This is a genomic window from Actinosynnema sp. NPDC020468, assembly GCF_040642015.1.
GTDB lineage: Bacteria > Actinomycetota > Actinomycetes > Mycobacteriales > Pseudonocardiaceae > Actinosynnema.
Genome location: NZ_JBFAEO010000007.1, coordinates 185588 through 198966 on the forward strand (window position 1 = coordinate 185588; position 13379 = coordinate 198966).

Sequence of the window (13379 nt, forward strand, 5' to 3'; positions counted from 1 at the left end):
GATCCGCGATTCGACGCGGTGTCGACGTGGAACCCGGGCGGACCGAGCCGAGGGGGTCGTTCGATGCGGTGGGCGTTGATCAGCGGGGACGGGTTGCCGGTGAGCGGGTTGCTGACCGTCTTCCGCAACGTGGTGGACCGGGCGGCGGGCGCGATCGACTTCCCGGTGGGCGCCGACCTCGGCTACTCGTGGCGCCCGGACAAGCCGGCGTTCTTCCCGCGAGGACCGCGCGACGCCCGCTACCCGGACTGGCTGCGGGTGCGCGACGACGTGCCGGTGCTGACGAAGGAGTGGGGCGACCTGCGGGTCGAGGTGGCCCGCGCCGACCGGTCGGACCCGGCCGAACGCGCCGCGCTGCGGCAGCGGATCGAGGAGCTCGCCGAGCCCTACGAGGAGCACTTCGCCCGCTGGTTCGCGGAGGACGACGTCGACTGGGCCGTGGCGATCAACCTGACGCTGTCCGACGCGCCACCGGTCACCCTGGCGCTGCACCGGGCCGCCGCGCGGCACTGGTCCGGCGGCCGGCCGGGCGGCGTCCTGTACTGGGACCACGACCTCTTCGGCACGTGCGCGATCCACGAGCACGGCGCCCGCGTGTACCCCCCGCGCCCCAACGAGTTCACCCCGCTGCCCGGCACGTCGCCCGCGGACCGGTGGGCGGTGGTGTCCGCGCTCCAGGAGCGGGAGACGCGCGACTACCCGACCCCGCTGCGCCCGGAGGTGCTGACCAACGTGCTGCCCGTGGTGCCCGACGGTCCCCTGGAGCAGGCGCACCGGGAGTTCCTGCGCCACCACGACCTCGAGGGCCGACCGGTGGTGCTGGTGCCGGTCCGGGTGTTCCCGGTCAAGGGCGTGGAGATCGCGGTCGAGGTGTTCGCCGGCCTGCGGGCGGAGTGCGCGCGCACCGGCGCCCCCGACCCGGCGCTGCTGGTGTTCGGCAGCCCGGACGAGGACCCGGACTACGCCGAGGTGGTGGCACGCGCGGTGGCCGACCACCACGTCGCGGACGCGGTCACCTTCCTCGGTGGGGTCCCGATCTCCAGCCACACCGACGAGTCCGGCACGTGGCGGCCGGACGAGATCGACCTGCTGCGCCTGGCCCGCGACACCGGCGGCGCCGTGCTGTTCACGCCGAGCCGGACCGACGTGGAAACGGTCGGACTCGGTCCGGCGCTGGCGGCGCTCGCGGGCATCCCGTGCGCCGTCACGCCGTACGACGCGTTCGCCGAGCACTTCGGCCCGGACTTCGCGCACGTGTCGGTGGACCCGCGCCGCGCCCACGACGCGGGCGTCGTCCTCGCCGCCCGGATGGCCGCCCTCCGCGCGGGCGACCACCGGGCCCGGGACGACGCCCGGGCCAACCTCGACCGGGTGCGCAAGCGCTTCCCCGACCGGCCGTGGGTCGACTTCCTGGCGCGGATGACCGCTCAGACCAGCAGCACCCGACGCCCGCGGGTGTGACCGGCGCGGCTGTCGGCGTGCGCCCGCGCGGCCTCGGCGAGCGGGTACGCCTTCTCGACCGGGATGTGCAACCTGCCCAGTGAGATCAGCCGAACGGCCTCGGCCAACGCGTCCGGCACGCTCCCGGCCACCCCGGAGAACCGGACGCCGAACTCCGGCGCGCCCAGGTCCGCGATGGACACCACCCTCGCCGGGTCACCGGTCAACCCGACCAGTTCCGGGATCACCCCCGACCCGGCCAGGTCCAGCGCCGCGTCGACCCTCCCGAGCCGCCGGACCCGCTCGACCCACCCGTCGCCGTAGGTGGTGGCGAGCGCGCCCAGACCGCGCAGGTAGTCCTGGTTCGCCGCGCCGGCCGTGCCGATCACCGCGACGCCGCGATCACGGGCGATCTGCACCACCGCCGACCCGACTCCCCCGGCCGCACCGCTGACCAGCACCGTCTCCCCCGGCCGCACCCCGACCTGCCCGAGGACCCGCACCGCGGTCTCCACCACCGACGGGTACCCGGCCGCCTCCGCGAAACCCAGCCCCTCGGGCATCGGCGCCCACGCCGACAGCACGGCGGACTCGGCGTAGGTGTCGACGCCCTCGCCGAACACCCGGTCGCCGACCCGCACCCCCTCGACGCCCGCGCCGACCTCGTCCACCACCCCGGCCGCGTCCAACCCGACCCCGGAGGGCAACGACACGGGGTGCGCGCCCAGCACCTGCCCCTCGCGCACCCTCCAGTCGACGGGGTTGACCCCCGCCGCCCGCACCGCGATCCGCACCCGACCGGGTCCCGCGTGCGGCTCCGGGGCGTCCACCAGCCGCAGCACGTCCGGACCGCCGAACTCGGCGAAGCTCACCATCCTCATGCGGCCGACCGTAGCACTAACGGTTAGCCTTTTGAAACAGTGCCACATTCGCACCTGATAGCATCAGCGGGTGACCGCGCCGACCGGCCGTCGCGAGCGCAAGAAGGCCGCGACCCGCCAGAAGATCGCCGACACCGCGCTGCGGCTGTTCCTCGAGCGCGGCTACGACGCGGTGGGGATCCGCGACGTGGCCGCCGAGGCCGACGTGGCCGTCACGACGCTGTTCGCCCACTTCGCCTCGAAGGAGGCGCTGGTGTTCGAGCAGGACCGGGACTTCGAGCGCCGCCTCGTCGAGGCGGTCACCTCCCGCGCGTCGAGCGAGCCGCTCATCCCCTTGCTGCGCCACGAGATCCACGCCCTGGTGCGGCACTGCGCGGCGGACCGCACCGCACCCGTGTGGCGGATGATCGAGGCCACGCCCGCCCTGCGCGAGTACGAGGAGTCGATGCGGCTGCGGCACGCGGAGTCCCTGGCGACGGCCCTCGCCGCCGCACTGCCGCAGAGCGCCCTCGCCTGCCGCACGATCGCGCGGTTCGCCATCGACGCCTACGCGCTGGCCCGCGAGGCCGCCGACCCGGACGCCGCGGTGGACGAGATCTTCCGGATGATCGAGGCCGCCTGGGCGGTCACGGGCTGACCGGGCTCACTCCCGCGCCGCGACCAGCGACACGGGCGGCCGCCTCGTCGCGACCACCGCCGTGATCGCGCTCGTCACCGCCACGACGACCACCGAGCCGAGCGCGACGACCACCAGCAGCGTCCACGGCACGGCCACCACCGTCACCCCGATCGCCCGCCGCACCGCGCCGCCGATGCCGATCAACCCGGCGCCCGCCACCACGCACCCGCACCCCACGCCGACGACCGCCACCGCGACGGCCTCGACCACCGCCGTGCGCACCACCTGGGCCCGGGTCAACCCGGTCACCCTGGCCACCGCGAACGCGCGCCGGCGCTCGGTGCCGGCGACGACCACCGCGTTCACCACGGCCATCAGCGCGTACAACCCGGCGAGCCCCATCAGCACGGTCAGGATCTTCACGTTGCCGTCCTGGGCGGTCTCCGCGCGCGCCACGGCCCAGTCCGCCACCGTCCGCACCCGGTCGAACCCCGCCCGCCCGATCCGCTCGGCGACCACGTCCGGGTCCTGCCCCGGCGCGACCCGCACGACCGTCTCGGTCGGCGCGCCCGCCCACACCTCCCGGGGCAACGCCCGACGCGGCACGAGGAAGCTGTCACCCGTCTCCAGGGTTTCCGGCAGCCCGCCGACCACGGTGAGCCGCGACGACCGACCGCCGGCGTCGACCGCGAGCACCCGACCCGCCTCGATCCGGTCGGCGTGCCGGGCGGGCCCGGTGATCACCGCGTCGCCGGTGAGCGCCTCCAGGCTGCCGAACGACGGCGTCACCACGTGCGTGCGCGCGTAGTCGACCGCGTCCACCGCGACGATCCCGGCGTAGTAGTCCCTGGTGGTCACCCGGCCGCCCCGGGTCGTCTCCACGGTGATCGTGACGTCCACCGCGTTCTGCCGGGAGGCGACCGCCACGCCCTCGACACCGGCCAACCGCTCCGCCTCCTCGCCGGTGGAGTCCACCACGAGCTGGGCATCCACGGACCGCTGCGCCTCCTCGCCGCCCGCCGCGGCGAGCGAGCCGAACGTGCCCGCCAGGCCGAGCAGCAACGACACCAGCACGATCAACGGCGAGGCGGTGGCGGCACTGCGCCGCACCCCGTCGCGCAACTCGGCCACCGCCAGGCCGACGAGCGTCCCGGTGGGTGCCAGAACTCCGCACAACCAGGCCGTGAACGGCACCACCAACGGGCTCAGCAGGCTCATCGCCACCGCGCCGCACAGCGAGATGCCCAGTGCCGCCATCATCGCGCCGATCAGGTTGGCGCCCCGCGCCCACACCACCATCGCGATCGTGCAGGCCGCGAACGACAAGCCGACCAGCCACCGCGACGCGGTCATCACCCGGGCGGCCGCGCCCGTCTCCCGCAACGCCTCCAGCGGCCGGATCCGCGCCGCCCGCAGCGACGCGGTGAACACGCCGGCCAACGCCACGCCGACACCGACGACCGCGGCGACGACCACCGCCCACAGCCGCCACGGAGCGTGGAAACCCTCCGGCAGCAACCCGATCCCGACCAGCAGCCGGGTGTGCGCGTACTTGGCGACCACCCCGAGCGGCACGCCCACCGCCGACCCCACCACCCCGAGCAGCAGCGACTCGGACAGCAGCAGCACCCGCACCTGGCCGCGACTGCCGCCGGTGAGCCGCAGCAGGGCGAGGTCGCGGCGGCGCTGGGCGACGGTGAAGGCGAACGTGGACCCGACGACGAAGACCGCGAGGAACACGGCGAGGAACGCGGTCATGCCCATCACGGTCGCCGCGCCGACGAACCCCTCGCGGACACCGTCCTCGGCCTTCCGGGACAGCCCCGGCGGGATCCGCGGACTGCCGGTCGCCACCAGCACCAGCGTCGACGCCTGCACGAGGGCCGCGCCGACGGCCACGCTGAGGATGGCGCCGACGAACAGCTCCCACCGCTCGCGGAACGTGCCGAAGGACATCAGGAACACCGCTCAGCCCTCCCACCGCGCGAGGCGCTCGGCGACGTCGCGGACGGTCGGCGCGTCCACCCGGTCCACGATCCGGCCGTCGGCCAGGAAGACGACCGCGTCGGCACGGGCCGCGACGGCGGGGTCGTGCGTCACCATCACGACGCTCTGCCCCGCGGCCGTCACCATGGTGCGCAACAACTCCAGGACGGTCCTGGCCGAGCCGGAGTCGAGCGCGCCGGTCGGCTCGTCGGCGAACAGCACGGCGGGCCGGGAGAGCATCGCCCGGGCGAGGGCGACCCGCTGCTGCTGACCGCCGGACAGCTCGCGGGGCCGGTGACGCGCGCGGTCGGCGAGCCCGACGCCGGCCAGGACCCGGCGCACCTCGTCCCGGGACACCCGCGCGCCGGCCAGCTTCGCCGGGAACGCGACGTTCTGCTCCGCGGTCAGCGAGCCGATCAGGTTGAAGCCCTGGAACACGAACCCGATGGTGTGCCGCCGCAACGCGGTGAGCACGTCGTCCGGCGCCGCGGTGATGTCGTTGCCCGCCAACAGCACCTGCCCCCGGGTGACCCGGTCCAACCCGGCGGCGCAGTGCAGCAGGGTCGACTTCCCGGAACCCGACGGGCCCATGATCGCGGTCCAGCTGCCGGTCGGGCAGCTCAGGCTCACGTCGTCGAGCGCGGCCACCCCGGCGTTCCCGGACCCGAAGACCCGGGTGACCCGGCGCAGTTCCACGGCCGACCGCGCCGCGAACGGCGTGCCGCTGCGGACACCGGCGGCGCGGTGCTGATCCCTTGACATGCCATCCCCCGTCGTTCGCCACCGGTCAAGCCAACCGCGCGCCGCGGGCCGGTGTCACGGTGTCCACCCGCCGTTCCCGGGGTGGAGGTTCCTCTACCCCCGACCGGTGTTGGCTACGGTTGTCCCCGTGGGGGCACAACCGCGCACCATCGGGGAATCGTTGGCACTGCGCCGGTTCCTGCTGACCGGGTGGCCGTGGCGCGGACTGTGGTACGTGCTGAGCACACCGGTGGTGTCGGTGCCGGCCGGCGCGCTGGTCGCCGTGCTGGGACTGCCCTGGGTGTACCTGGTCCTCCGGCTGCGGGGCGCGGACCCGGTCGCGCCGGGCGAGGTGGTGCTGGTGAGCCTGGCCGGCCTGCTGCTGATCGCGCTGGGCGGTCCGCTGGTCGCCGTGCCGGTGGCGCGGCTGGAACTGCTGCGCCTGCGGCTGGTCCACCCCGCCCCGGCGCCGCCCCTCCCGACCGGTGCCGGCGGTCGGCTGCGCCGGCACTACACCGCGCCGGGGGTCTGGCGGCAGCCCGCCTACCTGGTCGTGGTGGCGCTGGCCGCGCTGCCGAGCGCGGTCGTCGCCCTGACGCTGACGATGGTGGTCTCGCTGATCGTCAGCCCGCTGGTGGTCGCGCCCGGCCGGTCCCTCGCGCTCGGGCTCGGCCAGGCGGACACGGTCGCCGAGGCGCTGCCGTACGCGCTCCTGGGCGTGGCGCTGCTGCCCGTGACGGCGTACCTGGTCGCCGGGCTGGCCGGGCTGCACGCGGCGGCCGCGAGGGCGTTGCTCTCCCGGGGTCCGGACGAACGGCTGCGCACCGAGCTGGTGGAGGTCGCCCGGTCCCGCGAACGCCTGGTGACCGCGTTCGAGGCGGAACGGCGGCGGATCGAGCGGGACCTGCACGACGGCGCGCAGCAACGCGTGGTGAGCCTGATCCTGCACCTGGGCCTGGCGAAGCTGGAGATACCGCCGGGCGCGCCCGGCGCGGAGCTCGTGGCGGGCGCGCACGACCAGGCCAGGCAGCTGCTGACCGAGCTGCGCGAGTTCATCCACGGCGTCCACCCGCAGGCGTTGACGGACCTGGGTCTGCCCGCCGCGCTGCGCGAGCTCGCGGACCGGTCGCCGGTGACGGTGACGGTGGACTGCGCGCTGCCGCGCCGGCCGTCCGGCGCGGTGGAGGGCGCGGCGTACTTCGTGGTCGCCGAGGCGCTGGGCAACGCGACGAAGTACAGCGGCGCCCGGGAGATCCGGGTGACCGCGGCGATCCGGCGCGACGTGCTGACGGTCGAGGTCACCGACGACGGCCGGGGCGGCGCGGACGCGGACCGGGGCACCGGCCTGACCGGTCTCGCCGACCGCGCCGCGGCCCTGGGCGGCACCCTGTCCCTGTCCAGTCCGCCCGGCGGACCCACCACCGTGCGAGCGGAGTTGCCGTGCAGGCCCGAAATTCCCTGATCCGCGTCGTCCTGGCCGAGGACAGCGCGCTGCTGCGGGAAGGCCTGGCCGCCCTGCTGGAGCGGTTCGGCTTCCAGGTCGTGGCGGCGGTGGGCGACGCGGAGGCGTTGCTCCGGGCGGTCGCCGACCACGACCCGGACCTGGTCGTCACCGACATCCGGATGCCACCGGGCTTCACCGACGAGGGCCTGCGCGCCGCGGTCCGACTCCGCCGGGACCACCCGACCCGGCGCGTGGTGGCGCTGAGCCAGTTCGTGGAGACGGGCTACGCCGACGCGCTGCTGGACTCCGGCGACGGCACCGGGGTCGGCTACCTGCTGAAGGACCGCGTCGGCGACATCCACGAGTTCGTCACCGCGCTGCACCGGGTGGCCTCCGGCGAGACGGTGGTGGACCCGCAGGTGGTGCGGAAACTGCTCAGGCGCGGCACCTCCCCGCTGGCGGCGCTGTCCCACCGCGAACGCGAGGTGCTGTCCCTGGTGGCCGAGGGCTACTCCAACGCCGCCCTCGCCGACCGCCTGGTCATCTCCGAGGCCGCGGTGACCAAGCACGTGGGCAACATCTTCGCGAAACTGGGCTTCCCGCCCACCGAGGACCGCAACCGCCGTGTCCTCGCCACCCTCACCTACCTGCGGGACGGGACTCCCCCGCACCACCGGTGACCCGGGCCCGGGCGATCCCCCACCCCACCAACGCCCCCGCCACCACCGCGAGCACCGAACCGGCCCACGTGACGGCGTCGCGGAACGCGGCCGTCTGCGCGGCGCTCCACCCCGACGCGACGACCTGACCGGTGGACAACGCCGCGACGATCGTCCCGGCGACCGCGATCCCGATCCCGGTCGCGACCTCGCCCGCGGTGTCCACGAGCGCCGCGCCGACGGTGGTGCGATCGGCGGGCAACCCGCGCATCACGTTCGTGCCGGCCACCACGCCCACGACCCGCATCCCGGCCGCCACCAGCACCAGCGCCACCACCACCCACCCGTACCCGAAGCGCCCCAGCGCCCCGTACGCGGCGAGCCCGCACACCACCGCGACCGCGCCGAGCCACCCGGCCCGGTCCAGCCCGACCCGTCCGACGAGCGGTCCGATCAGCGCGCCGCCCGCGACGAGCACGACGACCTGGGGCAGCATCCCCAACGCCGCCTGCCCGGGCGTCCACCCCCAGTCGAGCTGGAACTGCACCGTCACGAGGTACCCGAGCCCGGCGGTGGCCAGCCCGGCCGCGCCCTTGAACGCCAACCCGCTCGACACCAGCGGCCGCGCGACCGACCGCAGGTCGAGCAGCGGGTACCGGGCCGCGCGCTCCCGGACGACGAACAGCGCCCCGGCCACCACCGCCGCGCCCGCCGTCAGCCACGGCGCGACCGCCGCGACACCCGCGTCCACGAACAGGGTCGGCGCGAGCAGCGCGAGCACGATCGCGGCCGTGCCGAGCACCGCGCCCGGCCAGTCGACCGGCTCCCGCCGCAACTCCTCCGCCCGATCGGCCGGCACACCGCGCCGAATCCCGAGCAGCGCCACCGCCGCGACCGGCACGTTCACCACCAGCAACACCTGCCACGGCACGAACGCCAGCACGAACCCGCCCGCCACGGGCCCGACCGCCAACCCGACCAACCCGACCGTCGAGATCACCGCCGCGGCCCGCACCCGGAGCCCGTCGTCGTCGAACAACCGGAACGCCAACGCGAGCGCGCCGGGCGCGGTCATCGCCGCCGCGACACCCATCACCACCCGCACCGCGATCAACTGCCCCACCGTGCCGACGAACGCGGTCCCGGCGCCGGCCACGCCGAGCAGCACCAACCCCACCACCATGACCCGACGCCGCCCGACCCGGTCGGCCACCGCGCCGAACCCGAGCATCAACCCGCCGAACACGACCGCGTAGGCACCCGTGACCCACTGCAAGGCGGCCGCCGACGCGGACAGCTCACGCCCGATCGTCGGCAACGCGACGGTGAGGACGGAGTTGTCGAGCATCTCGAACAGGAACACGGCCGACAACCCGGCCAACGCCACCCACGCTTCCCGCAGCGACCGGGGCGGCGGGGACACCGGGACACCTGCGCCGACAACCCCACGACGGACTTCCACCACGCACTCCTCCACGACGAAGAAGTGGCGACTCGTCCGAGACCGCGTACGCGCGAGCGGCCCGCACCCGCCGACCGAAGCCGACCGCGACGACCACCCGTTTTTCCTTCCGGTGGTCCGAATGCTACACCCGCCGGCCGCGACCCCCGCCGACGTTCACACCGACGTGCCCGCCCCCTGGTCACCTTCGGCGGTGAACCACGCGCCGATCGACTGCCAGGTGAACGGCGCGTCCCAGCCGTCCTCACCGCGCGACCACCCGCCGAACGCGGTGTAGACCTTCTCCGCCGACACGGTCAGCGTCCGGTAGTGCTCGCCGGGCGAACCGGCCCGGTGTTCGAGCTGGTAGAGCCCGTCCTCCCGCAGCCACACCTGCACGTACCGGTCCTCGTCGACCGACAGCACCAGGTGACCGCCGCGGGCCAACGACAGCACCGCCGCCTCGATCCGCTCGCGGTCGGGGTTCGCGACCCGACGCACCCGGTCACCCACGAGGAACGAGCTACGACGTCCGGCCACACCCCATGGTCCGCCGGCACCGCGGCGTCAAGCCGAGCGGGGTCGGGCGCGGACCCAGTTCCGGTCGTCGGTCAGGAACGCGTCGAGTTCCAGGTCCGCCTCGCCCAGGCAGGCCACCAGGTCCGCGTCGTCCAGCTCGTGGTTCACGATGCGCTGCGTCCACACCTCGTCGTCCACCCGGTAGTCGATGGTCGCCTCCACCAGGTCCGCCCGCACGTGCCGGACGTCCCGCAGCGGCGGTGGCCGGTCGCCCTCGGCGCGACCCAGGGCCAGCAACTGCCCCGGCACGGTGCGCTGGACCAGCACCGCGCCTCCCGCCCGCACGTGGAACCGGCAGGTGCGCAGGAACCGCAGGCGCAGGTCCGCGTCGGCCGAGTTGAGCAGGAAGGACCCCAGCAGCACCGCGTCGAACCGCCGCTCGAGCCGGAGTTCCTCGATCCGCGCGCACCGGACCTCGGCCCGGACGTGGTCGAGCATCTCCGGCGACTCGTCCACCGCGAGCACCGCGTGCCCCAGCGCCAGCAGCTCGTGCGTGACCCGACCCGCGCCGCACCCCAGTTCCAGAATCGACGCGCCGTCGGGAATCGCGCCGTGCACGATCGCGGGCTCCTCCCCGACCGGCGCCGACGCGAACACCCGCACCGGGCTGCCGTCCGGCGCGATCGGACCCGGCCCGGTCGTCGTCTGCCCCATGCTCGCCACGCCCACCTCCTCGGAGAAGACACCGGACCTCGACCCGGTGCGCCGGAACGGACCGTCCGGGCGCACCGGGTCGAGAACTCACCGCCTACGGCCAGATCCACCGGCCGGCCGGCTTCTTGCCGAACACGCGTCGCAGCATCGCGCTCATGGTTCTCCTCCTCCCCTCGGTGAGGTCCCGTCGGGCTCGGGCAGGCGGCGGAGCGCGAAGTGTCGCGGCACGGCGCCCTCGACCATGACCGCGCGCGCGTCACCCCCGGAGACGGTGAGGCGCGCGCCGGTCACGAGGGCGGTCAGCGCGTCCGTGATCAGCACGTCCGCCACCGAGGCGCCGGGACAGGTGAAAGGCCCTGCCCCGTAAGGGATGTAGGGACCCCGCCCACCCGGCGAGGCCCACCGCTCGGGCCGGAACTCCTCGGCGTCGGCCCAGTGCCGCTCGTCGTGGTGCAGCAGGTACGGGCTCACCGAGAGCAGGTCGCCCGGCCGGAACGCGGTGCCGCCGAACTCGGTGGGCCGCGGCACCGTGCGGCCGACCATCCACACCATGGGCCGGTGCCGCATCGCCTCGCGCACCACGTCGGCGACCGGCCACGGCCACCGCGTCCCCTCGGGGTGGTGCAGGCAGGCCAACAACACCGCCCAGGCCAGCGACGAGGCGACCGGCGCCACGATCGACCGGAACATCGTCAGGTGCACCTCGGCCACGACGCGCTCGCCCGCGTGCTCCGGGCAGGCGTCGAGCACCGCTCTCGACACGACGTCGAGCACGTCGCGCGGTTCGCCGGAGTGCCCACGACGACGCGCGACCTCACCGCCCACCGCCGAGAGCAACCGGGCCCGCACCACCTCGCCCCGAGCCCGCTGCCACGCCCGCGGCGCGCGGAACACCACGCCACCGTGCACCGCCCGGTCCGCCGAACGCCGCGTCGCGTCGGGCGTTGCGGGGTGCAGCAGGAGGTCGCGCAGGCAGCGGTGCACCAGGGAGGTCGCGGCGTCGGGCCACCGCGTGACCTCCGGGAACTCGGCCACCGCCGCCGCCAGGGCGGCGCGGTAGTCCGGTAATCGCGCCCGCAGGAAGTCCCGGACCGCCCGTCCGACCTCGACCTGCGCCGCCCGGGTGGGCAGCAGTTCGCCGAAGAACCCGGACCGGTCGGAGTTGAACTCGCGATCGCGCAGCAACCGGTGCGCCAGGTCCGCGTCACCGACGCACCAACCACCCCAGGGCAACGGGATCACCCCGGCCGGGCGCGCCCGGCGCAGCTCACCGAGGTAGCCCTGCGGATCGTCCCGGAACCGTCGCCGATCACCGACCCCCATCGAGCGGCCCCCCGCCTCGCAGCGTTCCCCAACGCCGAAAACCTTGCGGCACAAGAAAGTTCTCACATCCGAGCGGCACTCGACATCGACGCTAGCCAGGTGCCGGCGCCGCGTCCACGCACGTCACCCGACCGTCGTAGCCCGATCCGGTCCCGCTCCACCGGGTGCGCGGACCGCCGGTCCGGTCGCGCGCCGCGGCGGTCGCCGGTGATCGGCTCGTCACTCTCGGTTGACACCCGAAGCACCCCCCACTAACCTCTCGAAATTGGGGTAAATCAACTCCGGGGAAACTCCACAATGGCGTGATCAGCCCACTGTGGCCTGCCGTCGAGGCGAACTCCGACCACCGTCACCACCGCCTTGGCGCGCTTGAACTGCTGTTCGAACTCGGGGACTCGTCCGTGGGAACCCGACGCACCACCGAGGCAGTGCCCACGCCAGTGTCGGCGTAATCGGCGATAACCTTTCGCGTGAGGAGCACATCGCCGCCCACGAAGCACGACACCCCGCGCGGACAGTGCCGCGCGGCTCTCGACAATCAGAACGGGAATCATGACCATCACTGTGGGAATCAACGGCTTCGGTCGCATCGGCCGCAGCTACTTCCGCGCCCTGCTCACCTCCGGCGCCGACATCCGGGTCGCCGCGGTCAACGACCTGACCAGCGCGCAGGCCCTGGCGAACCTGCTGAAGTACGACAGCGTGTACGGGCCGCTGGCGCAGGAGGTCTCGGTGGAGGGCTCGACGCTCCGGGTCGGTGACACCGCGGTCGAGGTGCTCGCCGAACGCGACCCGGCGCAGCTGCCCTGGGGCCGGCTCGGGGTCGACGTGGTCATCGAGTCGACCGGCGTGTTCAACGACGCCGCCAAGGCGCGGGCGCACCTCGACGCCGGCGCCTCGAAGGTGGTCGTCTCCGCCGCCGCGAAGAACGCGGACGTCACGCTCGTCTACGGGGTCAACGACGACCTGTACGACCACGAGAAGCACACGATCGTCTCGAACGCCTCGTGCACGACGAACTGCCTCGCGCCGATGGCCCGGGTGCTGGACGACGGGCTCGGCATCGAGCACGGCACCATGACCACGATCCACGCCTACACGCAGGACCAGAACCTCCAGGACGGCCCGCACCCCGACCCGCGTCGCGCCCGCGCGGCCAACCTGAGCACCATCCCGACCACCACCAACGCCGCCAGCGCGATCGGCCTCGTGCTCCCGAACCTCCAGGGCAAGCTCGACGGCTACTCGGTGCGCGTGCCGGTCCCGGTCGGTTCGCTGACCGACCTGACCGTCCGCGTCGGCCGCGACACGACGGTCGAGGAGGTCAACGCGCTGTTCCGCAAGGCGGCGGACGGCGACCTCTCCCGGATCCTGCGCTACACGGCGGACCCGGTCGTGTCGGCGGACATCGTCCGGGACCCGGCGTCGTGCATCTTCGACTCCCTGCTCACGCAGGTGGTCGAGGGCCGCCACGTGCACGTCTTCGGCTGGTACGACAACGAGTGGGGCTTCTCCAACCGCCTGATCGACACCACCCTGCTGGTCGGCGGAACCCGGACAACCTGGTCGAGAACATCGCCGCCCTGGTGCGCGACCAGAAGCTCACCGGCAT

The 13379-nt window shown here is 74.2% G+C and carries 12 protein-coding genes; 5 read left to right on the forward strand and 7 right to left on the reverse strand.

Annotated features, from left to right (window positions below; translation table 11 throughout):
- Positions 1 to 63 precede the first annotated feature (63 nt).
- Positions 64 to 1461, forward strand: coding sequence for a hypothetical protein (locus AB0G50_RS08695; protein WP_360103892.1), 1398 nt, complete (start codon positions 64 to 66; stop codon positions 1459 to 1461).
- Here AB0G50_RS08695 and AB0G50_RS08700 read toward each other — a convergent pair.
- A complete protein-coding gene (locus tag AB0G50_RS08700; RefSeq protein WP_360103895.1) occupies positions 1428 to 2321 on the reverse strand; it encodes an NADP-dependent oxidoreductase in 894 nt (297 codons plus the stop codon). The genes AB0G50_RS08695 and AB0G50_RS08700 overlap by 34 nt on opposite strands.
- A gap of 70 nt (positions 2322 to 2391) precedes the next feature.
- Here AB0G50_RS08700 and AB0G50_RS08705 point away from each other — a divergent pair, with 70 nt between their 5' ends.
- Entirely contained in the window at positions 2392 to 2958 is a 567-nt protein-coding gene (locus tag AB0G50_RS08705) for a helix-turn-helix domain-containing protein (RefSeq protein WP_360103898.1), read from the forward strand.
- A 6-nt stretch (positions 2959 to 2964) separates the two neighbouring features.
- Here the strand turns inward: AB0G50_RS08705 and AB0G50_RS08710 are convergent, their stop codons facing one another.
- Both AB0G50_RS08710 and AB0G50_RS08715 read right to left on the reverse strand, forming a co-directional pair.
- Positions 2965 to 4896: an FtsX-like permease family protein gene (locus AB0G50_RS08710; RefSeq protein WP_360103901.1), complete on the reverse strand. Its 1932-nt coding sequence runs from the start codon at positions 4894 to 4896 to the stop codon at positions 2965 to 2967.
- Between the two features lie 12 nt (positions 4897 to 4908).
- Positions 4909 to 5688, reverse strand: a complete 780-nt coding sequence (locus tag AB0G50_RS08715; protein WP_360103904.1) for an ABC transporter ATP-binding protein — start codon at positions 5686 to 5688, stop codon at positions 4909 to 4911.
- Positions 5689 to 5815: 127 nt separating this feature from the next.
- Here AB0G50_RS08715 and AB0G50_RS08720 point away from each other — a divergent pair, with 127 nt between their 5' ends.
- On the forward strand, positions 5816 to 7129 hold the full coding sequence (locus AB0G50_RS08720) for a sensor domain-containing protein (RefSeq protein ID WP_360103907.1): 1314 nt from the start codon (positions 5816 to 5818) through the stop codon (positions 7127 to 7129).
- Positions 7108 to 7791 (forward strand): response regulator transcription factor, encoded by a 684-nt coding sequence (locus tag AB0G50_RS08725; protein ID WP_360103910.1) that lies wholly within the window; start codon positions 7108 to 7110, stop codon positions 7789 to 7791. Before AB0G50_RS08720 ends, AB0G50_RS08725 begins: the two co-directional genes overlap by 22 nt.
- Here AB0G50_RS08725 and AB0G50_RS08730 read toward each other — a convergent pair.
- The 4 genes from AB0G50_RS08730 to AB0G50_RS08745 form a co-directional block, all read right to left on the reverse strand.
- Positions 7751 to 9193 carry an MFS transporter gene (locus tag AB0G50_RS08730; RefSeq protein WP_360103913.1) on the reverse strand — a complete coding sequence of 481 codons (1443 nt, stop codon included), beginning with the start codon at positions 9191 to 9193 and terminating at the stop codon, positions 7751 to 7753. The genes AB0G50_RS08725 and AB0G50_RS08730 overlap by 41 nt on opposite strands.
- Before the next feature lie 195 nt (positions 9194 to 9388).
- On the reverse strand, positions 9389 to 9712 hold the full coding sequence (locus AB0G50_RS08735) for a hypothetical protein (RefSeq protein WP_360103916.1): 324 nt from the start codon (positions 9710 to 9712) through the stop codon (positions 9389 to 9391).
- A gap of 66 nt (positions 9713 to 9778) precedes the next feature.
- The gene (locus AB0G50_RS08740; protein WP_360103933.1) at positions 9779 to 10444 is read right to left on the reverse strand and encodes a class I SAM-dependent methyltransferase; all 666 of its coding nucleotides are present in this window, start codon (positions 10442 to 10444) and stop codon (positions 9779 to 9781) included.
- A 153-nt stretch (positions 10445 to 10597) separates the two neighbouring features.
- Positions 10598 to 11767 carry a cytochrome P450 gene (locus AB0G50_RS08745; RefSeq protein ID WP_360103918.1) on the reverse strand — a complete coding sequence of 390 codons (1170 nt, stop codon included), beginning with the start codon at positions 11765 to 11767 and terminating at the stop codon, positions 10598 to 10600.
- Between the two features lie 552 nt (positions 11768 to 12319).
- Here AB0G50_RS08745 and gap point away from each other — a divergent pair.
- A partial coding sequence (gene gap, locus AB0G50_RS08750; RefSeq protein ID WP_360103921.1) for a type I glyceraldehyde-3-phosphate dehydrogenase occupies positions 12320 to 13379 on the forward strand: 1060 nt, incomplete at its 3' end.

Bases quoted from the DNA above. Each gene is read 5' to 3' on its own strand.
- AB0G50_RS08695 (WP_360103892.1), top strand. From the start codon at position 64: ATGCGGTGGGCGTTGATCAGCGGGGACGGGTTGCCGGTGAGCGGGTTG.
- AB0G50_RS08700 (WP_360103895.1), bottom strand. From the start codon at position 2,321: ATGAGGATGGTGAGCTTCGCCGAGTTCGGCGGTCCGGACGTGCTGCGG.
- AB0G50_RS08710 (WP_360103901.1), bottom strand. From the start codon at position 4,896: ATGTCCTTCGGCACGTTCCGCGAGCGGTGGGAGCTGTTCGTCGGCGCC.
- AB0G50_RS08715 (WP_360103904.1), bottom strand. From the start codon at position 5,688: ATGTCAAGGGATCAGCACCGCGCCGCCGGTGTCCGCAGCGGCACGCCG.
- AB0G50_RS08740 (WP_360103933.1), bottom strand. From the start codon at position 10,444: ATGGGGCAGACGACGACCGGGCCGGGTCCGATCGCGCCGGACGGCAGC.
- AB0G50_RS08745 (WP_360103918.1), bottom strand. From the start codon at position 11,767: ATGGGGGTCGGTGATCGGCGACGGTTCCGGGACGATCCGCAGGGCTAC.